Source organism: Paenibacillus sp. 2KB_20 (genome assembly GCF_052115765.1).
GTDB lineage: Bacteria > Bacillota > Bacilli > Paenibacillales > Paenibacillaceae > Paenibacillus_AQ.
On record NZ_JBFRHH010000006.1, the window covers coordinates 278,009 to 296,448 of the forward strand.

Below are 18,440 nucleotides of genomic sequence, written 5' to 3' on the forward strand. Positions count from 1 at the left end.
GGTGCTTGGGCGCCGCTGGCAGGCTGTTTTACTATTACAGACGATGAGGATGAGTAGATACACATATGTCAATTAATGATAATATTTTGATCAAGATCAGAGATATGAAGGACAGTCTGACACCTGTGGAGAAAATGCTCGCAGAGTACATTCTTGAAAATTTAGAGGAAATCCCTCATCTCTCGATCAAAAGCCTCGCTCAGCTGACCAAGACAAGTGATGCTTCCGTGCTCCGTTTCTGCAAGACAATGGGATACAGCGGCTACCGCAGCTTCATTGTCAGCATATCGGCTTCGCTCGGTTCTATGGATGAGGAGCAACGGCACCAGTATACGGATATTCAGCCCGGTGATGATCTGAACACGATTATCGCGAACATATCACATAATAATATCAAATCGATAGAAGATACACTGAGTGTAATTAACAAGGATGAGATTGATCGTGCGGTCAAGGTGCTGAGGCAGTGCAAGCGGATCGTATTTTTCGGTATTGGCGCTTCAGGGCTTGTGGGGATTGATGCGGAACAGAAGTTTACGAGAATCAACAAAATGTGCCATACCTATACGGACGGCCACAGCCAGCTGACAGCCGCGACACTGCTCGAGAAGCAGGATGTTGCTATTTTCATTTCCAATTCCGGGCAGACGGTGGACATTCTGGATTCACTTGAAATTGCCAAGAAGTCGGGAGCATGTATCATCGCCATCACAAAATACAACAAGAGCGAGCTTGCAGAGAAAGCCAATATCGTGCTCAGCATCTCGACGCCGGAGCTGACGATCCGGAGCGGCGCGATGGGCTCGCGCATCGCCATGTTGACGGTAATCGACATTTTATTTGCTGGCGTCGCCAGTGCAGATTACAGAAATGTTAAAAAATATCTAACAAGAACCCACAACATTATTACTAGCAAAAACCGCAAATAAATAGGAGAAACACCGGGAGGGGAATGATTCTGCCGGTGTTTTTTTATGTCTTTGTAAGAAATAAAAAATCAAAGTAATATTTTATCATAAAATTTTATTTCAAAAACTATTGACCAAATTGTGGATTCTCGCTAAGATGCAATTAAGAAATTCACATAACATGGATAGGGGGATAGCCATGGATGAGTATCTGGCGGGCCTGACGACAGAAGAGATCAATGAGGAGACTCAGATGATCGACGAGTTAACAACAGAACAAATGCTGCGTCTTATGAACGAGCAGGATGCCAAGGTGCCTGACGCCGTAAAAGCTGAAATACCGCGAATTATGAAAGCGGTTGATATTTTGCACCATGTGCTCAAAAACGGTGGTAGGATGTTTTACATAGGAGCTGGGACATCCGGCCGACTTGGTGTTCTTGATGCTTCGGAATGTCCTCCTACTTTTGGTACTGACCCGTTGCTGGTGCAGGGTCATATCGCCGGTGGCGATGTGGCGCTGAGGCTGGCAGTTGAAGGTTATGAAGATAACGCAGAGGAGGGGATAGCACTCATTGAACGCTGCGGCGTGACGGACAAGGATGCAGTGGTTGGCATCACAGCCAGCGGCAGTGCACAGTTTGTGATCGCAGGACTACGGAAGGCTGGAGAGATTGGAGCAGCCACCATCGGTGTGGTTAACAACAAGAACTCTAAGGTCGAGCCGGTCTGTGATGTGTGTATCGCTCCGGTCGTGGGGCCTGAGGTCATTATGGGATCAACCCGATTAAAGGCGGGCACGGCACAAAAGCTGGTTCTGAACATGCTGACAACCTGCACCATGGTAAAGCTCGGCAAGACCTACAACAACCTGATGGTTGATTTGAAGGCGAGCAATATCAAATTGTACGACCGCTCGGTACGAATCATTAGGGCAGCTACGGGGGTAGACGACAAAACAGCTATTGCTTATTTGGAAAGCGCTTCCATGAGCAGTAAGCTGGCCATCATGATGATCAAGACAGGCCTAGACGCCGAGAAGGCGAAGCAGGTACTGAACGAGAATGAAGGAAGCTTGAAGAAGGCTTTCGCACAACTGCAGAAATCGTAAATTTGTATATTCTAAGGGAGGTTTGTGATTTTATGAAAAAGAAATTGCGTGTGTTGGCACCTGTTCTTGCTTTATCTCTTGCATTATCGGCTTGCGGCGGCGGCAGCGAGCCGAAGGCCGCTGATCCGAACACCGGGTCAAACGGCGGCGGCTCAAAAGCCGAGGCCAAAGATACGATCACAGCCCTTCTTCCGCCAATCTCTCCTAACTTCCAAGACAACTTCGCTCAGATGGAAAAGGACTTTAATGCTCTTTATCCGAATTTGACCTTGAAAATCGAGCCCGCCAGCTGGGAGGATATGACTCAGAAGCTGGATACCCAGGTGAACGCAGGCAGCCCGCCTGACATCGCCTTCATCGGCTCCGGCGGTCTTTCCAAATATGTTGAGCAGGAAATGCTGATGGACATTAAGGATACCGCTACTCCTGAAATGCTTGAGGATTTTGATGCGGCTCCGCTGGAATATATGAAGCTTGGGGACGCCCTTTACGGCTTCCCGGGATATATGGAGGTTCATGCGATCGGCGGAAATAAGCAGTTCCTTGAAGAAGCCGGCATTGATTACAAAAAGGTTCAAAAAGAGGGATGGACCTATGAGGAATTCCGGGAGCAGATCAAGAAGGGTGTAGTCAAGGAAGGGGATAAAACATCCCGTTACGGCTTCGTATTCGCAACTTCTGGCGTTGCCTCCAAGGACTATCTGAACATTCTCATCAAGAACGCAGGCATGCCGCACGCTTTCGATAAAGATCTGAAGTATGCTTACACAAGCAAAAACTTCCTTGAAGTCCTGAAGGCGATCCGACAAATGATCGACGACGGCTCCATGCCGAAAGAGCTCAGCTCCGTGGATGCTGGCAAGCGCTGGAATATGTTCCTGACCGGTCAAACGATGATTACCGGTAAAGGTCTGGCTACGTTCGAGAACTCTGCGAACAAGAACAATGAGAAGATTAAAGCGAACGACGGAAGTGCCGTTCAAGGAAGTATTCCAGTTGAGTATATCGTGCTGCCGGTTCCGACCTTTCTTGGCGAGAAGCAGCAGGCCAGCGTTGCCGTTGACGGTTATGTCGCATTCCGCGGTAAGAAAGAGCCGACTCCTGAGCATAAAGCCAATGTCGTGAAAGCTGCTCATTTCCTGGCTTCCGGTAAAGTATCCGCTACAACGAACAATGATCTGTTCGCTGCTCATATTACAAAAAGCGGCAGAGAAGCTGCGAAGGAAATGACAATTAACAGAAATCCAGACAACGTGGCAGCAGTAGAGACCTTGCTCTCTCAAGCTACACCGGCACGTACCGACATTCCAACGGATCTCGGTGCTAAATCCATCAAGCTAGAAGACGAAGTTATGATCCCTAAACTGCAGGCCTTGATTGCCGGCGAAATCACGCCAGAACAGATGTATGATGCTGTGAAGACCGCTGCTGTTGATGCCTTCGGAGAAGATGGAATCGTAAAAGACTAATTCTTTGCACCCTTGGTGGCCGTATGCTGTGGCATGCGGCTGCCTTGGTTCTTACATGCAGGTTGTTGAACCGCGCAGTGAAAGGAGCTTTGCATAATGTCCCCAATCGCCAAACCTGTAAAAAGACGCCGGATTAAAGGTGACAGCGGATATGGCTACGCCTTTATCGCCGTTGCACTTATCGTCTTTGCGATGTTTACCGCTTACCCCGTTGTAAGTGCGTTTATCATCAGCTTTCAAAAGTATAAACCGCTAGGCTCCAATTTTATCGGATTTGAGAATTACGCTGCCACATTTGCTGACAGCCTGTTCTGGAAATCCATTAAGAACACGCTGGTTTACACGGTGCTTACCGTACCGGTCGGCCTGTTCATATCATTTGCCGTAGCGATCCTGATTCTGCCGCTGCGCAAGAAAACTCAGAGCGTGTTTAAAGCCATCTACTATTTGCCTGCAGTTGCGTCCGGCGTGGCCTTATCCGTGGTATGGCTGTGGATTTTTGATCCGATGCCTTCCGGTATTCTTAATCAGTTACTCGGCCTGTTCGGGATCAGCAACAACAACTGGCTCGGCTCCAGCTCCACCGCGATGTTCTCTCTCGTTCTGATGTCATGGCTTTCCAGTCACGGAACGAGCATTATTATTTATCTCGCCGCCCTGCTCGGTATTGACGAGAGCTACTATGAAGCTGCTGAACTGGATGGGGCAAGCTTTCTCAAAAAGCTGTGGTATATCGTCATTCCTTGTCTGAAGCCTACGACCCTATTCCTCCTGGTTACAGGCGTTATCGGATCCTTCCAGGTATTCCAGAACGCTTACCTGATGACAGGCGGAGGTCCGGATAATGCAACAACGATGGTCGGCCTGCTTATTTTCAACAACGCCTTTAAATATTTTGAATTCGGCGAAGCAGCTGCCCAATCGCTTGTTCTGGCCTTGATCATTGCTACAATCTCATTCATTCAATTCAAATTTATGGGCAAAGAAGTGGAGTATTAAGGAGAGGAGGGCACCGATATGGCTTTATACAACAGTCACAACGGCAAGCCTGTTCGCAGACAGACACGCAATATAGCAGTTATGGTTATTCTGGTTATTTTCGCTCTGGCTACACTGTTTCCGATTTACTTCATGTTTATTTCGTCATTCGGAGATCCGGTGGAAGCAGGGGCGATGAACTATGCACTGTTTCCTACCAAAATATCGCTGGATTCCTATAAATTCTTCTTCGATTATAGTGAACATTCCGTACAGTGGCTTCTCAACTCGCTGATTGTGGCATCCGCAGTTATGGTGTCTAACGTATTCTTTGCGAGTCTGGCGGGATACGCATTCTCCAAAATCAGATTCAAGGGCAGAACGGTCCTGTTCTCCGTATTGCTCGTTTCCATGATGATTCCATATCAGGTGACACAGGTGCCTCTTTACATCCTGATCGTTAACACATTCCAGATTCAGAACACCTACGAGGCGATGATTGTTCCCGGATTAGTTACGGTGTACAACATCTTTTTGGCGAAGCAGTTTATGTCAAGCATTCCTTCAGAAGTCCTCGAGTGTGCCAAGATTGAGGGATGCAACCAGTTTCAGATTTATTTCAAAATCATACTGCCGCTATCCAAAACCGTTCTTGCCGTCATGGCAATCCTTACCTTCATGGACAGCTGGAATACCTTCTTCTGGCCTTTCCTCGTAACGAATACGATGGATATGCAGACCATACAGGTAGGGCTTAAAAACTTCCGGTTCGCCAACACAACCTATTTCGCACCGATGATGGCCGGAGCAACGATATCCGCCATTCCGATGTTCATTCTATTTTTCAGCCTGCAGAAGTACTTCCTGGAGGGGGTTACCGTTGGGGCTGTAAAAGGCTAAGAAGTAGCGAATGAACCGAATGCCGGCAACAGAACGATGAATATGAGGAAAGAGCCAAGGCTGCAGACCTCGCGGAACATAACGCCTATCTTCTTCATGTGCTCCAGCATAAAGGCAAGGTTTGACTCCGCCGTCCTGATTCATGCGGCATCAGCGGTTCTTCTTATATCCGTATTTTGCTTGCGGTGACTTTCCTGCTGGATTGTCTGCAAAATACCATATAGAGGAATTCAAGCCTGTCGGTAACACAGCATTGAGAACTGCCGGGAAGCAGGAGAAGCGATAACCCGGCTTGCCTATTATGAATCAAAATTCTTGTTTGAGCATGGAGGTGTCGCGCCGTATGCTGACGACTTGGGATCATCGTTATGCAGAAGCCGTTATCGAATTTTGGAATACGGAAGCGGTGAAGGATGGCTATAAGGAGCTTACACCTGAAAGCCTGGACCGTATATTTCTATCGAGCCCTTATTTTGATCCAGAGAATACCTTCCTCTGGATGGATGACGGCCAGGTGAAGGGCTTTGCCTGCGGATGCACGGGGGATGATCTTCCGCTGGGGCAGGTTGCAGGTTATCTGACTTGTATTGTGATAGCTGAGGAGCTGCAGAGTGACGAGATTTACTCAGAGCTGCTTAAAGCGATTGAGAACCGGTTCAGGACACTGGGAAAGAAGCAATCCGAGGTACTTTTTTTCAATCCGATGATGCTGCCCTGGTATATTCCGGATACGCCGAAGCATGAACATAACAATGCACCGGGCGTTCCGATCGGCAGCAGACTTCATTCGTTCCTGGCAGCGCAGGGTTACATAGAACGGGCTACCGAATGTGCGATGTATTTGGATCTGTCCGCGTTCACCTACCTTGATGAGATGATAGCGAAAGAACAGAAGGCCGCTTCAGAGGGGTATGCCGTGGAGCTGTTTGACGCAGCAAAGCATCACGGTGTAGCCGAAATGCTTCAAGGCTTCGACAATCCGCTGTGGCAAAAGGAGATTACGGCTTCAACGGAGCAGGGAACTCCGGTTGTGATCGCCGTCAGAGACGACAAGGCAGCAGGATTCGCCGGACCCGTTATTCGTCAGGACAACGGAAGAGGATATTTTGCAGGGATCGGCGTACACCCGGACCATGAAGGTCATGGTCTTGGCAGTGTATTATTCTTCAAGCTTTGTGAGGCGTTCAAGAACATTGGCACGGACTATATGTCACTATATACAGGCAAGGACAACCCGGCCCTTCGGATCTATGAGAAGGCTGGGTTCAGAACTGTCAAATACTTTGCAGTTATGCGAAAGGAGTTATCACTATGAGCGATCAGAAATTAACGATTCTCGCCATTGGCGGGCATGTCGGCGATGCGGAGCTAACAGCAGGAGGTGTGCTAGCCCACCATTCCTTAAAGGGAGATCATATCGTAACGCTTGCCCTGACGGCTGGTGAGCGCGGTGTCCCTGCCGGGCAGGATATGGCAGAATACCGAGAGCAGAAGGTAAGGGAAGCCAAGGCTTTTGCAGACATGCTGAACGGGGAAGCCATTGTGTTGGATACGCCGGATGGTGAGCTGAAGGATGATGACGATAACCGCTGGGCTGTGTGTGATGTGATCCGCAGAGTACGGCCGAACGTGATTATTACACACTGGAAAAACAGCATGCACAAAGACCATATGACGACACACCGCATTGTGAACGATGCCCGTTTCTATGCAGGTCTGCCTTCCTTCGAGCGTGAGCTGCCAGCCTTCTTCGCCTCCACGCTGTATTATGCGGAGAATTGGGAGGATGCCGTTGACTACAAGCCTTATGTATATGTCGATTTCTCTCAAGAAGCGTTCGATCTGTGGATGAAGGCTGTATCACAGCACTGGTTCGTAACGAGCAGCAAGTCGTTCCCTTACCTTGAATATTACAAGCATCTTGCCCGTGTCCGGGGGATTGAAGCCCGTAAAGAATACGCAGAAACATTCATGATTCCCGAAGAAAGCAAGCGTGTGTTGAAGAGCGAGCTGTAAGGGAGGCTGCTATAATCCATTTGATAACATGATCTAAAGGTACAGTAATCGTTTCGCATATCAAAATCAGCGTTGGTTAAGAAATGAATTTGAGAAGTTTATAAATGAATGAACACAACCTTGGTTTGCAAATCATATTTATTGGATATTTGTGTTTTTAGAAATGAGAGGAGTGATGTCTTATGGGAAGACATTTAATCGATAATAGGGCAAATAAAAAATCAGGGGATAACGTATAAATAGCCCTGGAAACTACGTGAATCCCCAAGTTGAGGGGACGATTATATGAATCAACAGCCGATTAAGTTCAAGATCGACAATGTATCTTTTGAACTTCAGGATCAGCACGATTTCACATGGCTTCAATCTATTGGTACCGTTTTTTGTGTGTTTGATCAGCAAGATTCTGGTAACATCAGTTTCGGAATCGAAAAGAACGATAAAAAGCTATTTGTTAAATACGCGGGTTGTAGACCAATGGAGTTTTCCGGAAACCCTAGAGATGCAATTTCTAGGTTAAAGGTTGCCGTTCCGTTGTACAAGACCTTAGGACATCCAAATCTCATTAGTCTTATTGATCATTTTGAAACGAAAGATGGGTATGCTGCTATATTTGAATGGTTTAATGGCGAATGCCTGCATTCACATTGGTTGTTTGCCGTTCAACCAAAACATAGTCATCCTGAATCGCCTTTCTACAGGTTCAAACAGTTATCCATAGAGAAAAGGTTGCAGTCACTTGATACTATATATGAGTTCCATAAATATGTGGAGTCCAAAGGCTACATTGCGGTTGACTTCTATGATGGTAGTATTCTGTATGATTTTTCAAAGGATTTAACCAGGATCTGTGACATCGACTTCTACAGGTTGGCACCTTCTGTAAATGACATGGGAGAGAGCTTTTGGGGAGCAAGACGTTCGAAATCTCCTGAAGAGTTTATATTAGGTGCGCCTATTGATGCAAGAACGAATGTTTTCACGATGGGAGCTATCGCTTTTGGATTACTTGGTGGCGAAATGGATCATTCATTTTCAAAATGGGAAGCAAACAGATCACTTTACGAAGTCGCTTTACGAGCAGTTAGGAAAGATAGAGAACAACGATATCAAACTATTTATGATTTTAAAAATGCTTGGGATTCAGTTAAAAATTAAACTACGGACCACACACTCCAGAAACATTGTCATCTAGATCCGATCCAATCCACATGAACAACACACAAGACTGCCGTTCGCAAAACGGCAGCCTTGTTTCAATCAGTTATATATTGTCAGGGGACAAGAACACAGTCCCATTGAAAGTCGAGCCGATTACCGATTAGATAAGCGTCTAACTATGTTTCCATGCAATTTCATTAAGGTAACGGGCAGGATTACTCACCAATCTGAATTGATTGAAGAATCGCTTGTGAAAGATACATTAAATCTGGCTTATGTGGCGTTTAGTAGACCACGCTATTTCGCAGGTGTAGCGATGCATAAAGAAAATGTTTCGGATGAAACCATTTTGGTCGCAGCAAGACATGGTTAGAGGATCGTAAAAGTTGAAAAGGCATACGAATCCCTTTCAGAGGAGTTGTCGCATCTGACTTTACAATCCGTTAATTGATTTTGGAGAAAAAACTATTTGAAGTGCATATCAAGCTGTCTATATGCCATGAGACACAATTCTAATCCGACTTATTATGTCGTTGCATCTGATAAGACCTTTAAGATAACTGTGAAAACCTAGACAAGGAAAGGCTTCAGCAGTATTAATCGGATCTTTTCGGAAAGCAGTCCTATCGCTGGCAGCGATGAGGTCAGGGGTTCGATCCCCCTAGGCTCCACCAAAATGCCGATAAACCCTTACGTAAAAAGGTTTTTTTTTGTTTCTCTCTGTACGTTTCGGTTTTTGCGTTCGTAACATTTTTGGCTTGTGTCCTCACTTCTTGAAAAATTGATTTTTTTAGTCGTGGCCACACATTTGGTCACACTAAGATATTTTTTAGCGGCGTTGCGGCTTTTTCGGAAGCGAGCATGCTCCGTTCAGACCATTATGTTTCCTTAAAGCAAAGCAACCGCCCTATCCTCTGTCGAAGGCAGGGCGGTTCAATTTGTTCTGCTCCGAATACTCTGCTGCAAGGCGGTCAGAAGCTTGAAGGCGAATAATTGAATCGTCGTTGACGATTCAGAATTGGAATCGAACAAGCTGCTCGAATGCGTTTCTTTATGCGTCTTAAACCCGAAATTAGTGGAAAGCGCCTTGATAGTGACACCAGATATGATCGAAATGCTGGCATGCTTAGCCTTGATTCACCGTAGAAGGCCAAATGTCCACATTTGTATATGGAATGTAAACACATGTATATCGATGCTTCATTGCCCTCTACCTATAATGAAGTTGCCGCAGCAAATAGCATGGAAGGTCATGCGGGTTGCTTGTGGTAATTCAAATTACAATGGGAGGGATATTCGTGGGTTTACGGCAGAGGGTTATTTTTTTAGTTATTTTTGTTAGCGCTTTCATAATGGTGACCACCCCTTCGGAGATGTCCAATGCCGCAACAGGGAATATGGCTCTAGGGAAGACGGCTTATTCGTCGTCGAACGAAGTGGATTTTTTCGGACCTGAGAAAGCGGTCGATGGGGGCACCGAAAATGCAAGCCGCTGGTCTTCGGAAAGAACGGACGATCAGTGGTTTTACGTTGATCTGGGTGAGCCTGTAGAAATCGGAAGAGTAATCATCAACTGGCAGACTCCGGCGGAGCAATATCAAATTCTCGTATCAGACGATGCGGTATCCTGGCGGAACGTATTCGCGGACAACCGCGTGCTCGTCGCGTCCGGGCCGGGTGAAGATACGATCGATTTCGAGCCGACAGTGACGCAATACGTCAAGTTTCAAGGGGAGACACGACGTCCTATGGAGGGCGTTTATTACGGATACTCCTTCTGGGAATTCGAGGTATACAAAGGCAGACCGCAACTGCAGCCAATAATGGACGCGGTGAAAAACAGCATCGTCGTCTCCGAAGGGGATACCCTGCTGAATCTGCCCGCTGTACCGGAAGGTTATACGCTGACGCTGGTGAACACGGACAGCTTGCCGGTGATCGACGTGCAGGGCAATTTTCATGCGCCGCTTGTCGATACTCAGGTTCAGCTGCTGCTGCAAATCCAGAGCGACAGCGATCCGACATATCTCTTAACGGATAATGCGCTAGTCACCGTACCCGGTCTCTACGAGCAGACGAGCGATCGGAACCCGGAGCCGCGCGTCATTCCTTCTTTGCGTGAGTGGCTGGGCGCAACCGGCGAGTTCCGCTTGTCGGACAAATCCAAAATCGTCATTCGTGCAGATGATGAAGCGGCTCTGCGGGGAACGGCTGACATTTTGCAGCAGGACTTATTGGATTTAACGAAGTTGTCACTGACAGTTGAGGTTGGTTCTCCTCAAGAGGGAGATATCTATTTGATGCTGGATGCCGCGCAAGCGGGATTGGGGAAAGAGGGATATGAGCTGAATATCGGCGAGTATGCTTCTGTTGCTGCGTCCGAGCAGACGGGAGTCATGTTCGGCACGAGAACGATCTTGCAACTGCTCGGTCACGCTGCCGATCATAAGGCGATGCCTAAGGGGCAATCGCGCGATTATCCGAAATACCCAGATCGGGGTTTTATGCTCGATGTGGGCCGCAAGTTTTATACGATCGAGTTTTTGCAGGACTATGTCAAGCTGATGTCCTACTATAAGATGAACCGGTTCCAGATTCACCTGAACGATGATGTCGGCGATGTCGGTTACTTCCGTCTGGAGAGCGAGAAATTTCCGGGAGTGACGAGCAAGGACGGCTATTATACGAAGCAGCAATTCAGAGACCTGCAGCTGCTTGGGATGGAATACGGCGTAAACGTCGTGCCGGAAATTGATACGCCGGGCCACTCCGGCGCGTTCATCGCCTACGATTCTCGATTGGGCAGCAACAATGAGCTGGATATCAATCGTCCAGAGACGCTCGACTTCATTAAAGCACTCTTTGACGAGTATCTCGACGGCAGCAATCCGACCTTCGTCGGCCCGGATGTGCACATCGGCACGGATGAATATTTCGGCGACGACAAGGAGGCGTTCCGCAGGTACGTGGATATGCTCCTTAACCACATTAACAGCAAAGGCAAACGCGCCCGTCTATGGGGCAGTCTGTCCGCATACGACGGCACGACGCCGGTCATCAACAATGCGACGATGGACATCTGGTATGAGCCGTACGGAAGCGCTCAGCAGGCCGTGGAGCTCGGCTACGATATTATCAATACCAATACGAATTTGCTCTACATCGTTCCGCAGCTGTACCGCAGCTATTTGAATTACGATTTTATTTACAACGAGTGGGAGCCTAACGATTGGCTGGAGACGAAGCTTCCTTATGCGCATCCGCAGGTCAAAGGCGGCATGTTCGCGCTCTGGAACGATGTGTCAGTAGAGAAAGGCGTATCCATGGCGGACTCGCATCAGCGGATCTTGCCTTCCATGCAAGTGCTGGCGGAAAAGCTGTGGAGAGGCAACCGCATCGATCGGAACTTCGCAAGCTTCCAGGCGGATGCCGCAAGGTACGTGGACCCGCCGGGTGTTCATCAGTCACACAAGCTTCAAATCGACAATGAGCGGCATCTCGTGCTGGATTATACCTTCGACGAAGGCTTCGCGGACCGTTCGGGGAACGGCTTTGACGGCAACGCGGTGAACGCAGGCACAGAGAAGGGAATCTTCGGTCAAGCCGTGAGGCTAAACGGCGGGGCCAGCTACGTGGAGACGCCGCTTCGCACGCTTGGTTTCGGCTGGACGATGTCCATGTGGATCAAACCGGACGCTGACAACCCGCAAGGAGTTGTGCTGCTGGAATCTCCGGACGGACAGCTGAAATACAACATTGGGGGCAGCGGCAAAATCGCCATCACAAAAGAAAATTACGTCAGCGAATTCAATTATAAGCTGCCGACCGATCGCTGGACCCATGTCATTATGATCGGCGACGACACGGGGACCTCCATCTTCATTAACGGCAGTGAATATACGGCTACTCTCAAAGACGGCTCCAAGCTGGAAACATTCGTTCTGCCGGTAGCCAAAATCGGCAGCGAAACGAATGCTTTTAAAGGCTTGATTGACGAACTCATCGTAAGGAACACCTACTTGGACCTGCATGGAAATCTGGCTTTGCATAAGCAAGCTGAATCCTCGCAACCGGAATCCTCGTCCTACACGGCGGATAAAGCGGTGGACGGCAGAGGGGATACCAGATGGTCCAGTGATTGGGTGGACGATACCTGGTTCATGGTGGATCTAGGTGAAGTGAAGAACATTGATGCTGTATCTATTTTGTGGCAAACAGCTTATGGTTCGAAGTACCGCATTCTCGTGTCCGAGGACAAGGAGAACTGGACGAACGTTGTGAAAGACAACAACGGGGAGATTAACGGAAAGCCGGGACGAGTCGTGACTACCTTCCAGAGCACGCCAGCCAGATACGTGAAGTTCGAAGGCGTGTCCAGAGCTACTATGTTCGGCTATTCCTTTGAGGAATTTGAAGTGTACGGCGAGGAGTATAAACTCGGCAATCTACGGCCGATTATCGACCTGTTGACGGCTATCGAGGCCGACAAGCTTGTGGAGGACAATTACTCTCCTGAGGGCTGGGCACAGCTTCAGCAAGCGATTGGGCAAGCGACTGCGGCTATTCAAACCGCCCAGCTGTCTCGTCCTGAGGCCGAACAGGCGTATGCAGGGCTGAGCGTTGCGCGTGATCGTCTAACGATCGAAGACGTAATGGGTCTGATCGAACTTAATGTAAATGGAAGTATCGCATCCAACCTTTACCTCCCGCAGAAAGGGCAGCTCGGTACGCGCATCGTCTGGAGCAGCTCAAAACCCGACTACCTGAATGCGAATGGACAGTTGTTGAAACGTCCGTCAAGCGGGTCAGGCGACATGGAGGTCGTGCTGACCGCCACGATCAGCAAGGGAGCTGCATCCGCGGAGAAAACGTTCAAGATAAAAATCAAAGCGCTACCTGGCTCCGGCGGCGGAGGATGGGTTCCGACTCCAGTAACTCCTGATCGGGAAGAAGGCCGTAACGGCGGTTCGAATCCGGGAGGTGAAGATCCAGGCAATGGCAATGAGAACGGCAGCGGCAGCGGCGGGGAGTCCGGCGGTTCGACAACGGTTCGGCTGAACGATATTGCGAGCCATTGGGCAGAAGCGTCCATCAAACGGGCGGTTGAGCTTGGATTCGTAGCGGGCTACACCGACAAAACGTTCAAGCCGAATAAGACGGTCAGCAGAGACGAATTCGTCGTCATGCTGGTCAAAGCGTTGAAGCTGCAAGGTGCGAACAGTTCGCTGGACTTCGCGGACGCAGGTTCGATTCAAACCTGGGCGAAGCCTTATATTGCGCAAGCCTTGGCATCCGGCCTGATCAGCGGCTATGCGGATGGGACATTCCGACCGAAGGTTTCGATTAGTCGAGCAGAACTGGCAGCAATGATTGTTCGCGGCTTGGGTCTGAAGACTGCGGAAGGGCATGAGCTCTCTTACACGGACGCGGATCAAATCCCGGCTTGGGCGAAGCCGTATGTGGCAGCAGCCCAGGAGGCGGGAGTGATGAACGGTCGCAGGGACAACCGGTTCGCGCCGGCCGCCTCGGCGACGAGAGCTGAAGCAGTGACCGTTATTCTGAATATGCTTGATGCGCTTGCGGAGTTGAAGGAACAGGAGCAGAACTAATTATGCATAGAAAGAGAGTGTGAGATTAGGTGAAAACTAGACGAAGTTTGACTGCTTTGCTGCTTGTCCCAGTCATGCTGTTATCGTTAATATCGTCTGTGAATGCGGAGGAGGCGGGCAGAGAAAGCGCCGGCTTTTATAATCTGGCCCAAGGGAAAACGTACACATGGTCGGAACAGCCGGAGGGCGCTTTCCCGGATGACGGGACGAAGCTGACGGACGGCAATGCCGCCGACCCCTCGCGTGACAGCGGCAACTGGGTGGGCAACCGCAACAAGAAATCCCGTTCGGTTGTGTTTGATCTAGGCGAGCAAAAGACGGTTCAGGAGGTGAGCGCGAGTTTCCTGCACGATTGGCCGAACAACGAAACGCTTGTGCCGCTCACCGTTTCGTTCTACGCGTCGGACGATGGGGTGAGCTGGGGCGTATTGTCTCATAATGCAACTCAGTTGTTATGGGGCGACCAGACCAACATCGAGACATTTGCATGGGACGGCAGCCCTGAAATGGGAGCTGTCAAGCGTGGCGATTATACCGAAGGACTCGTATACGCTCGGTATGTGAAAGTAGTGTTCTCCATGCATCCGAGGGCATGGAGCATGATTGACGAGGTGACGATTACCGGTGCGGATGGCTTGATCGCCGGAGCGCAGCCGGTACAGCCTGAGCCTTACGCCCTCCTGCAGCCTGGAGATGCTACTGGCGGGATTCAAAACCTGGGCTTGCTGTATAACGGACACTACGCGGACGGCACAGGAAATTGGACGAAGGAACGGGCTATCCCTAATATCAGTTATGTGAACGAGCAGGGAGAGCCTGTCGATTGGCTGTTCGACGGCGTGCTGTATCTGGGCTTGACATCGGATAACGGCAGAGGCTTCGGAGCAACAGAAGCGGCCGGCAAAGCCAGAAAACAGGAATGGGAATGGTATTTGGATAAAACGTTTAACGCTGGCGGCGATATGAGCGCGTTGAACGAGGCAACGGTCGAGGCAGGCGTGAAGCTTGGCGAGCCCGACCATAAGACGAAGGTTGTTCTGATGATTCCAGAACCGGGCGAGTATCAGTCCGACTTCGGCAGCATTGACGGCGAGGATCTGAACTTCGATGTAGGTGCGGTCGGCGATGCCGCATCGCTGGATAACAGGGCCAAAGCGATTCAGTGGTGGGTCGATGAAGTGCAAGCCAGATGGACGGCTGCGGGCTACTCGAACCTGGAGCTCGTAGGCATGTATTGGCTGGAGGAACAAATCAGCACGCATGCGACCGGGCCGGAGATGGTCAACAGAGCGAGCGACATCGTTCATAACGCAGGCCTGAAGCTGTTCTGGCTTCCTCATTTTATGGCCTATAAGGCATTCATGTGGAAGGATGTCGGCATTGATGCCGTATCTCTGCAGCCGAACTATTTCTTCGAGAAACTGGACCCTTCGCGTCTGGAGGATACAGCGGATATGGCGAAGCGGTATGGCATGTCGCTGGAGCTGGAATTCGACGACCGGATGATCAACGACGCCGTCTTCCGGGAGCGGTTCATCGAGTACTTGAACAGCGGCGTGGATACCGGTCTGATGCAGCATGGATATAAAGCTTACTATCAAGGCAACAACGCCGTATACAACGCGGCGAAAAGCACAGACCCTGCTACCCGCGTGCTTTACGACTGGCTATACCAATTCTCTAAAGGCACTTATCAGAAGCAAGACGCTGCTCCGCCTGATGTTGTAGCGCTCATGAACGGGCAGCCGATCTCGGAGCATACGATCGTGCCTGATACGACACAAGCCTCCTTCACCTGGACCATTCCGGGAGATGACGGGAGCGGGATTGTTAAAGTTACGGCCAAGTATGACGGCAAGCCTTATACGGAAGGAACCGTTGTAGATCTGACGGGTAAGCCGGGTAAGCATGTGCTGGAACTGACGGTGGCGGCTGCCAAATCCAAGACGGTTAAATTCGTAATAGAAGCTCGTTTGGGCGCTGAAGGCCTATTGGCTCTTGTTGATAAGTACGCGGACAACAAGCAGCTTAGCAATGCCGATACGGTACGCGCTATGCGCAACGCCTTGATCATGATGGAGCGCACGCAAGAGAGCGATCCTGAGAAAGCCAGGGACTATTTGCTGGCATTCAATGCGAAGCTGGAAGAAACTAAAGGCCTTGAGTTTGTAACGGAAGGTGCTTATACGGCGCTGAAGGAAGGTGTGTATTACGAGGCTGGCAGCATCGCACAAGATAAAGAAGCGGAGGCATCCTCGACGGAGGCTGCAGGTCTGGAGCCTGCGAAGGCGTTGGACGGCGCACCGGCCACGCGTTGGGCGAGCGAAGTGCGCGATACGGCTTGGTTCCAGGTTGATCTGGACAGCCAGCAAACCTTCGATACGATCCGCATCGATTGGGAATATGCGCGCGCGGACCAATACCGTCTGAGCGTCTCGGATGATAAGCAGACGTGGGAGCCCTTGAAAGTCGGCAACAATGGCGTGGTTAAAGCTGCCGACGGCAAGAACACCCTGGTATTCCCGGCAACGACGGCAAGATACATCAAGTTTGAGGGATTGAATCGGGCAACGTTTTACGGTTATTCCTTCTATGAATTCGGCGTATACGATCTTGCCCCGCAGCAAGAGCTAAAGACGTTGGACGGCATACAAGCCGCTGTGGACGCTTCCACGAAGAAAGTCACGATTGACGGTCTGGTCATGAACGGCAAGAAAGAACGTTTGTATGTGAAAGTGCTTGACCCAAAAGGCAACATTCAATATACCGGTCAGACGGGCACTGAGGATGACGGAAGCTTCCGCATCACCTTTACGTTGACCGGAGAAGAGCAAGGGAAGTATACGGTCGAGCTTGAAACGGATGACATGACGATTCCCGAGCTGGTAACCTTCGAATACCGCAAGCCGCCTACGAGTGGTGGAGGCAATGGAGGCGGCGGTGGAGGCAGCAGTGGTGGTGGCAGCGGTGGAGGCGGTCAGGCGCAAGATCCGTATACGTTGCAATCGGACGGTTCAGTCAAAGCCGTGCTTGTCCCGACGATGAACGGCCAGCAGGCTGCCGCTGCGGTCGGGGCGTCGGATCTGAATGCCGCCATTCAGAGGGCAGTGGCCGACAGCAAAGGTAATAAACATGTTCATGTTGAATTGAAGTCGTCGAACGCGGCTGGGAGCTATGCTTTGGAGCTTCCGGCGGCTAATCTGACGAACCAGTCTAATCTGATTCTGCATATCTCCACGCCGTACGCTCAGCTTGTTTTGACTGGTGACATGCTGGCAGGAGTCAAGGAGAATGCTGGAAAACTGCTCGTAATCGTAAGCGATTATGCGGGCGAGTATCGCAGTAACGAAGCGGCCGGGCGGATCGGCAACAGGCCAATCGTAGAAGTTGCATTGCAACTGGACGGTGAGTCTCTGTCTTGGAAAAATGCGAAGGCACCGATTTCGATTGCCATTCCGTATTCGCTTCAAGCGGGAGAGCAAGCTGTTGATCTGCAAGCTTTCGAGCTGATGGGCGATAGCGCGGCGGCAATTAATGGCGCGTCTTATGACAAAGACAAGGATATGCTGCGATTCTCCATCGACCATGTCGGCGTTTATGCTATCGGCGGCAAGAATCCGGCTGCATTTACCGACCTTGGCAAGCATGAATGGGCGCGCGAGGCGATCGATAAGCTGGCCGAAAGAGGCATCGTCAAAGGCACCTCGATCGATAAGGGCACTTTCAGCCCCGCAAATCAGGTAACGCGAGCTGATTTTATCTTGATGCTCGCAAACATGCTTGACCTGCATGCCGAAATCGCCTCGACGTTCGCCGATGTGAAACCGAATGATTATTACTACGATGCGGTGTCCATCGCCAAGCAATTGGGAATCGCTTCGGGAGTGAACGAAGTTAACTTCGCTCCTCGTGATTCAATCAGCCGCCAGGATGCTATGGTTATGCTGACCCGAGCGCTGCAAACGACGGGGGCAATAAAGCCGTCCGCATCAGGTTCAACACTTGAGGGCTTCCGTGATGCGAGCCAGATTGCGCCATATGCTGCGGACAGCGTGGCAACGATGTTCGAGTATGGGCTGGTTACGGGCTCTAACGGCTATATGAAGCCGAAGAGTACGACCAGCAGGGCTGAAGCGGCGACGTTCTTGTATCGCGTTCTTCAATTAATCGAGGGGCAGCTGCAGTAGTAGACGCGGGAACAATTGATTTAAAATTATTTATAAAAAGAACTAATGAAATCCGCTAAATCGTCAGATCGACGGCTTAGCGGATTTTGTGCAAAGATGAA

10 protein-coding genes and 1 tRNA gene are annotated in these 18,440 nt (G+C 50.0%); all 11 read left to right on the plus strand.

Annotated features, from left to right (window positions below; translation table 11 throughout):
- Positions 1 to 65 precede the first annotated feature (65 nt).
- Positions 66 to 929: a MurR/RpiR family transcriptional regulator gene (locus AB4124_RS18040; protein WP_076323552.1), complete on the plus strand. Its 864-nt coding sequence runs from the start codon at positions 66 to 68 to the stop codon at positions 927 to 929.
- 178 nt (positions 930 to 1,107) lie between these two features.
- Entirely contained in the window at positions 1,108 to 2,019 is a 912-nt protein-coding gene (murQ, locus tag AB4124_RS18045) for an N-acetylmuramic acid 6-phosphate etherase (RefSeq protein ID WP_441973721.1), read from the plus strand.
- Positions 2,020 to 2,051: 32 nt separating this feature from the next.
- Positions 2,052 to 3,488: an ABC transporter substrate-binding protein gene (locus tag AB4124_RS18050; protein ID WP_441973722.1), complete on the plus strand. Its 1,437-nt coding sequence runs from the start codon at positions 2,052 to 2,054 to the stop codon at positions 3,486 to 3,488.
- A gap of 96 nt (positions 3,489 to 3,584) precedes the next feature.
- Positions 3,585 to 4,487: a carbohydrate ABC transporter permease gene (locus tag AB4124_RS18055; RefSeq protein ID WP_076323549.1), complete on the plus strand. Its 903-nt coding sequence runs from the start codon at positions 3,585 to 3,587 to the stop codon at positions 4,485 to 4,487.
- An 18-nt stretch (positions 4,488 to 4,505) separates the two neighbouring features.
- Positions 4,506 to 5,366 (plus strand): carbohydrate ABC transporter permease, encoded by an 861-nt coding sequence (locus tag AB4124_RS18060; protein WP_076323548.1) that lies wholly within the window; start codon positions 4,506 to 4,508, stop codon positions 5,364 to 5,366.
- A gap of 343 nt (positions 5,367 to 5,709) precedes the next feature.
- Positions 5,710 to 6,681: a GNAT family N-acetyltransferase gene (locus AB4124_RS18065; protein WP_441973723.1), complete on the plus strand. Its 972-nt coding sequence runs from the start codon at positions 5,710 to 5,712 to the stop codon at positions 6,679 to 6,681.
- Complete coding sequence (locus AB4124_RS18070; protein ID WP_441973724.1) at positions 6,678 to 7,382, plus strand: PIG-L deacetylase family protein; 705 nt, start codon at positions 6,678 to 6,680, stop codon at positions 7,380 to 7,382. The genes AB4124_RS18065 and AB4124_RS18070 overlap by 4 nt, the downstream gene beginning before the upstream one ends.
- 285 nt (positions 7,383 to 7,667) lie before the next feature.
- Positions 7,668 to 8,540: a serine/threonine protein kinase gene (locus AB4124_RS18075; RefSeq protein WP_076323545.1), complete on the plus strand. Its 873-nt coding sequence runs from the start codon at positions 7,668 to 7,670 to the stop codon at positions 8,538 to 8,540.
- 605 nt (positions 8,541 to 9,145) lie between these two features.
- Positions 9,146 to 9,217 (plus strand) — tRNA-Ser (locus AB4124_RS18080).
- Between the two features lie 624 nt (positions 9,218 to 9,841).
- The gene (locus tag AB4124_RS18085) at positions 9,842 to 14,152 is read left to right on the plus strand and encodes an S-layer homology domain-containing protein (RefSeq protein WP_441973725.1); all 4,311 of its coding nucleotides are present in this window, start codon (positions 9,842 to 9,844) and stop codon (positions 14,150 to 14,152) included.
- A 29-nt stretch (positions 14,153 to 14,181) separates the two neighbouring features.
- The gene (locus AB4124_RS18090; RefSeq protein ID WP_441973726.1) at positions 14,182 to 18,339 is read left to right on the plus strand and encodes a DUF4855 domain-containing protein; all 4,158 of its coding nucleotides are present in this window, start codon (positions 14,182 to 14,184) and stop codon (positions 18,337 to 18,339) included.
- Positions 18,340 to 18,440: the final 101 nt, after the last annotated feature.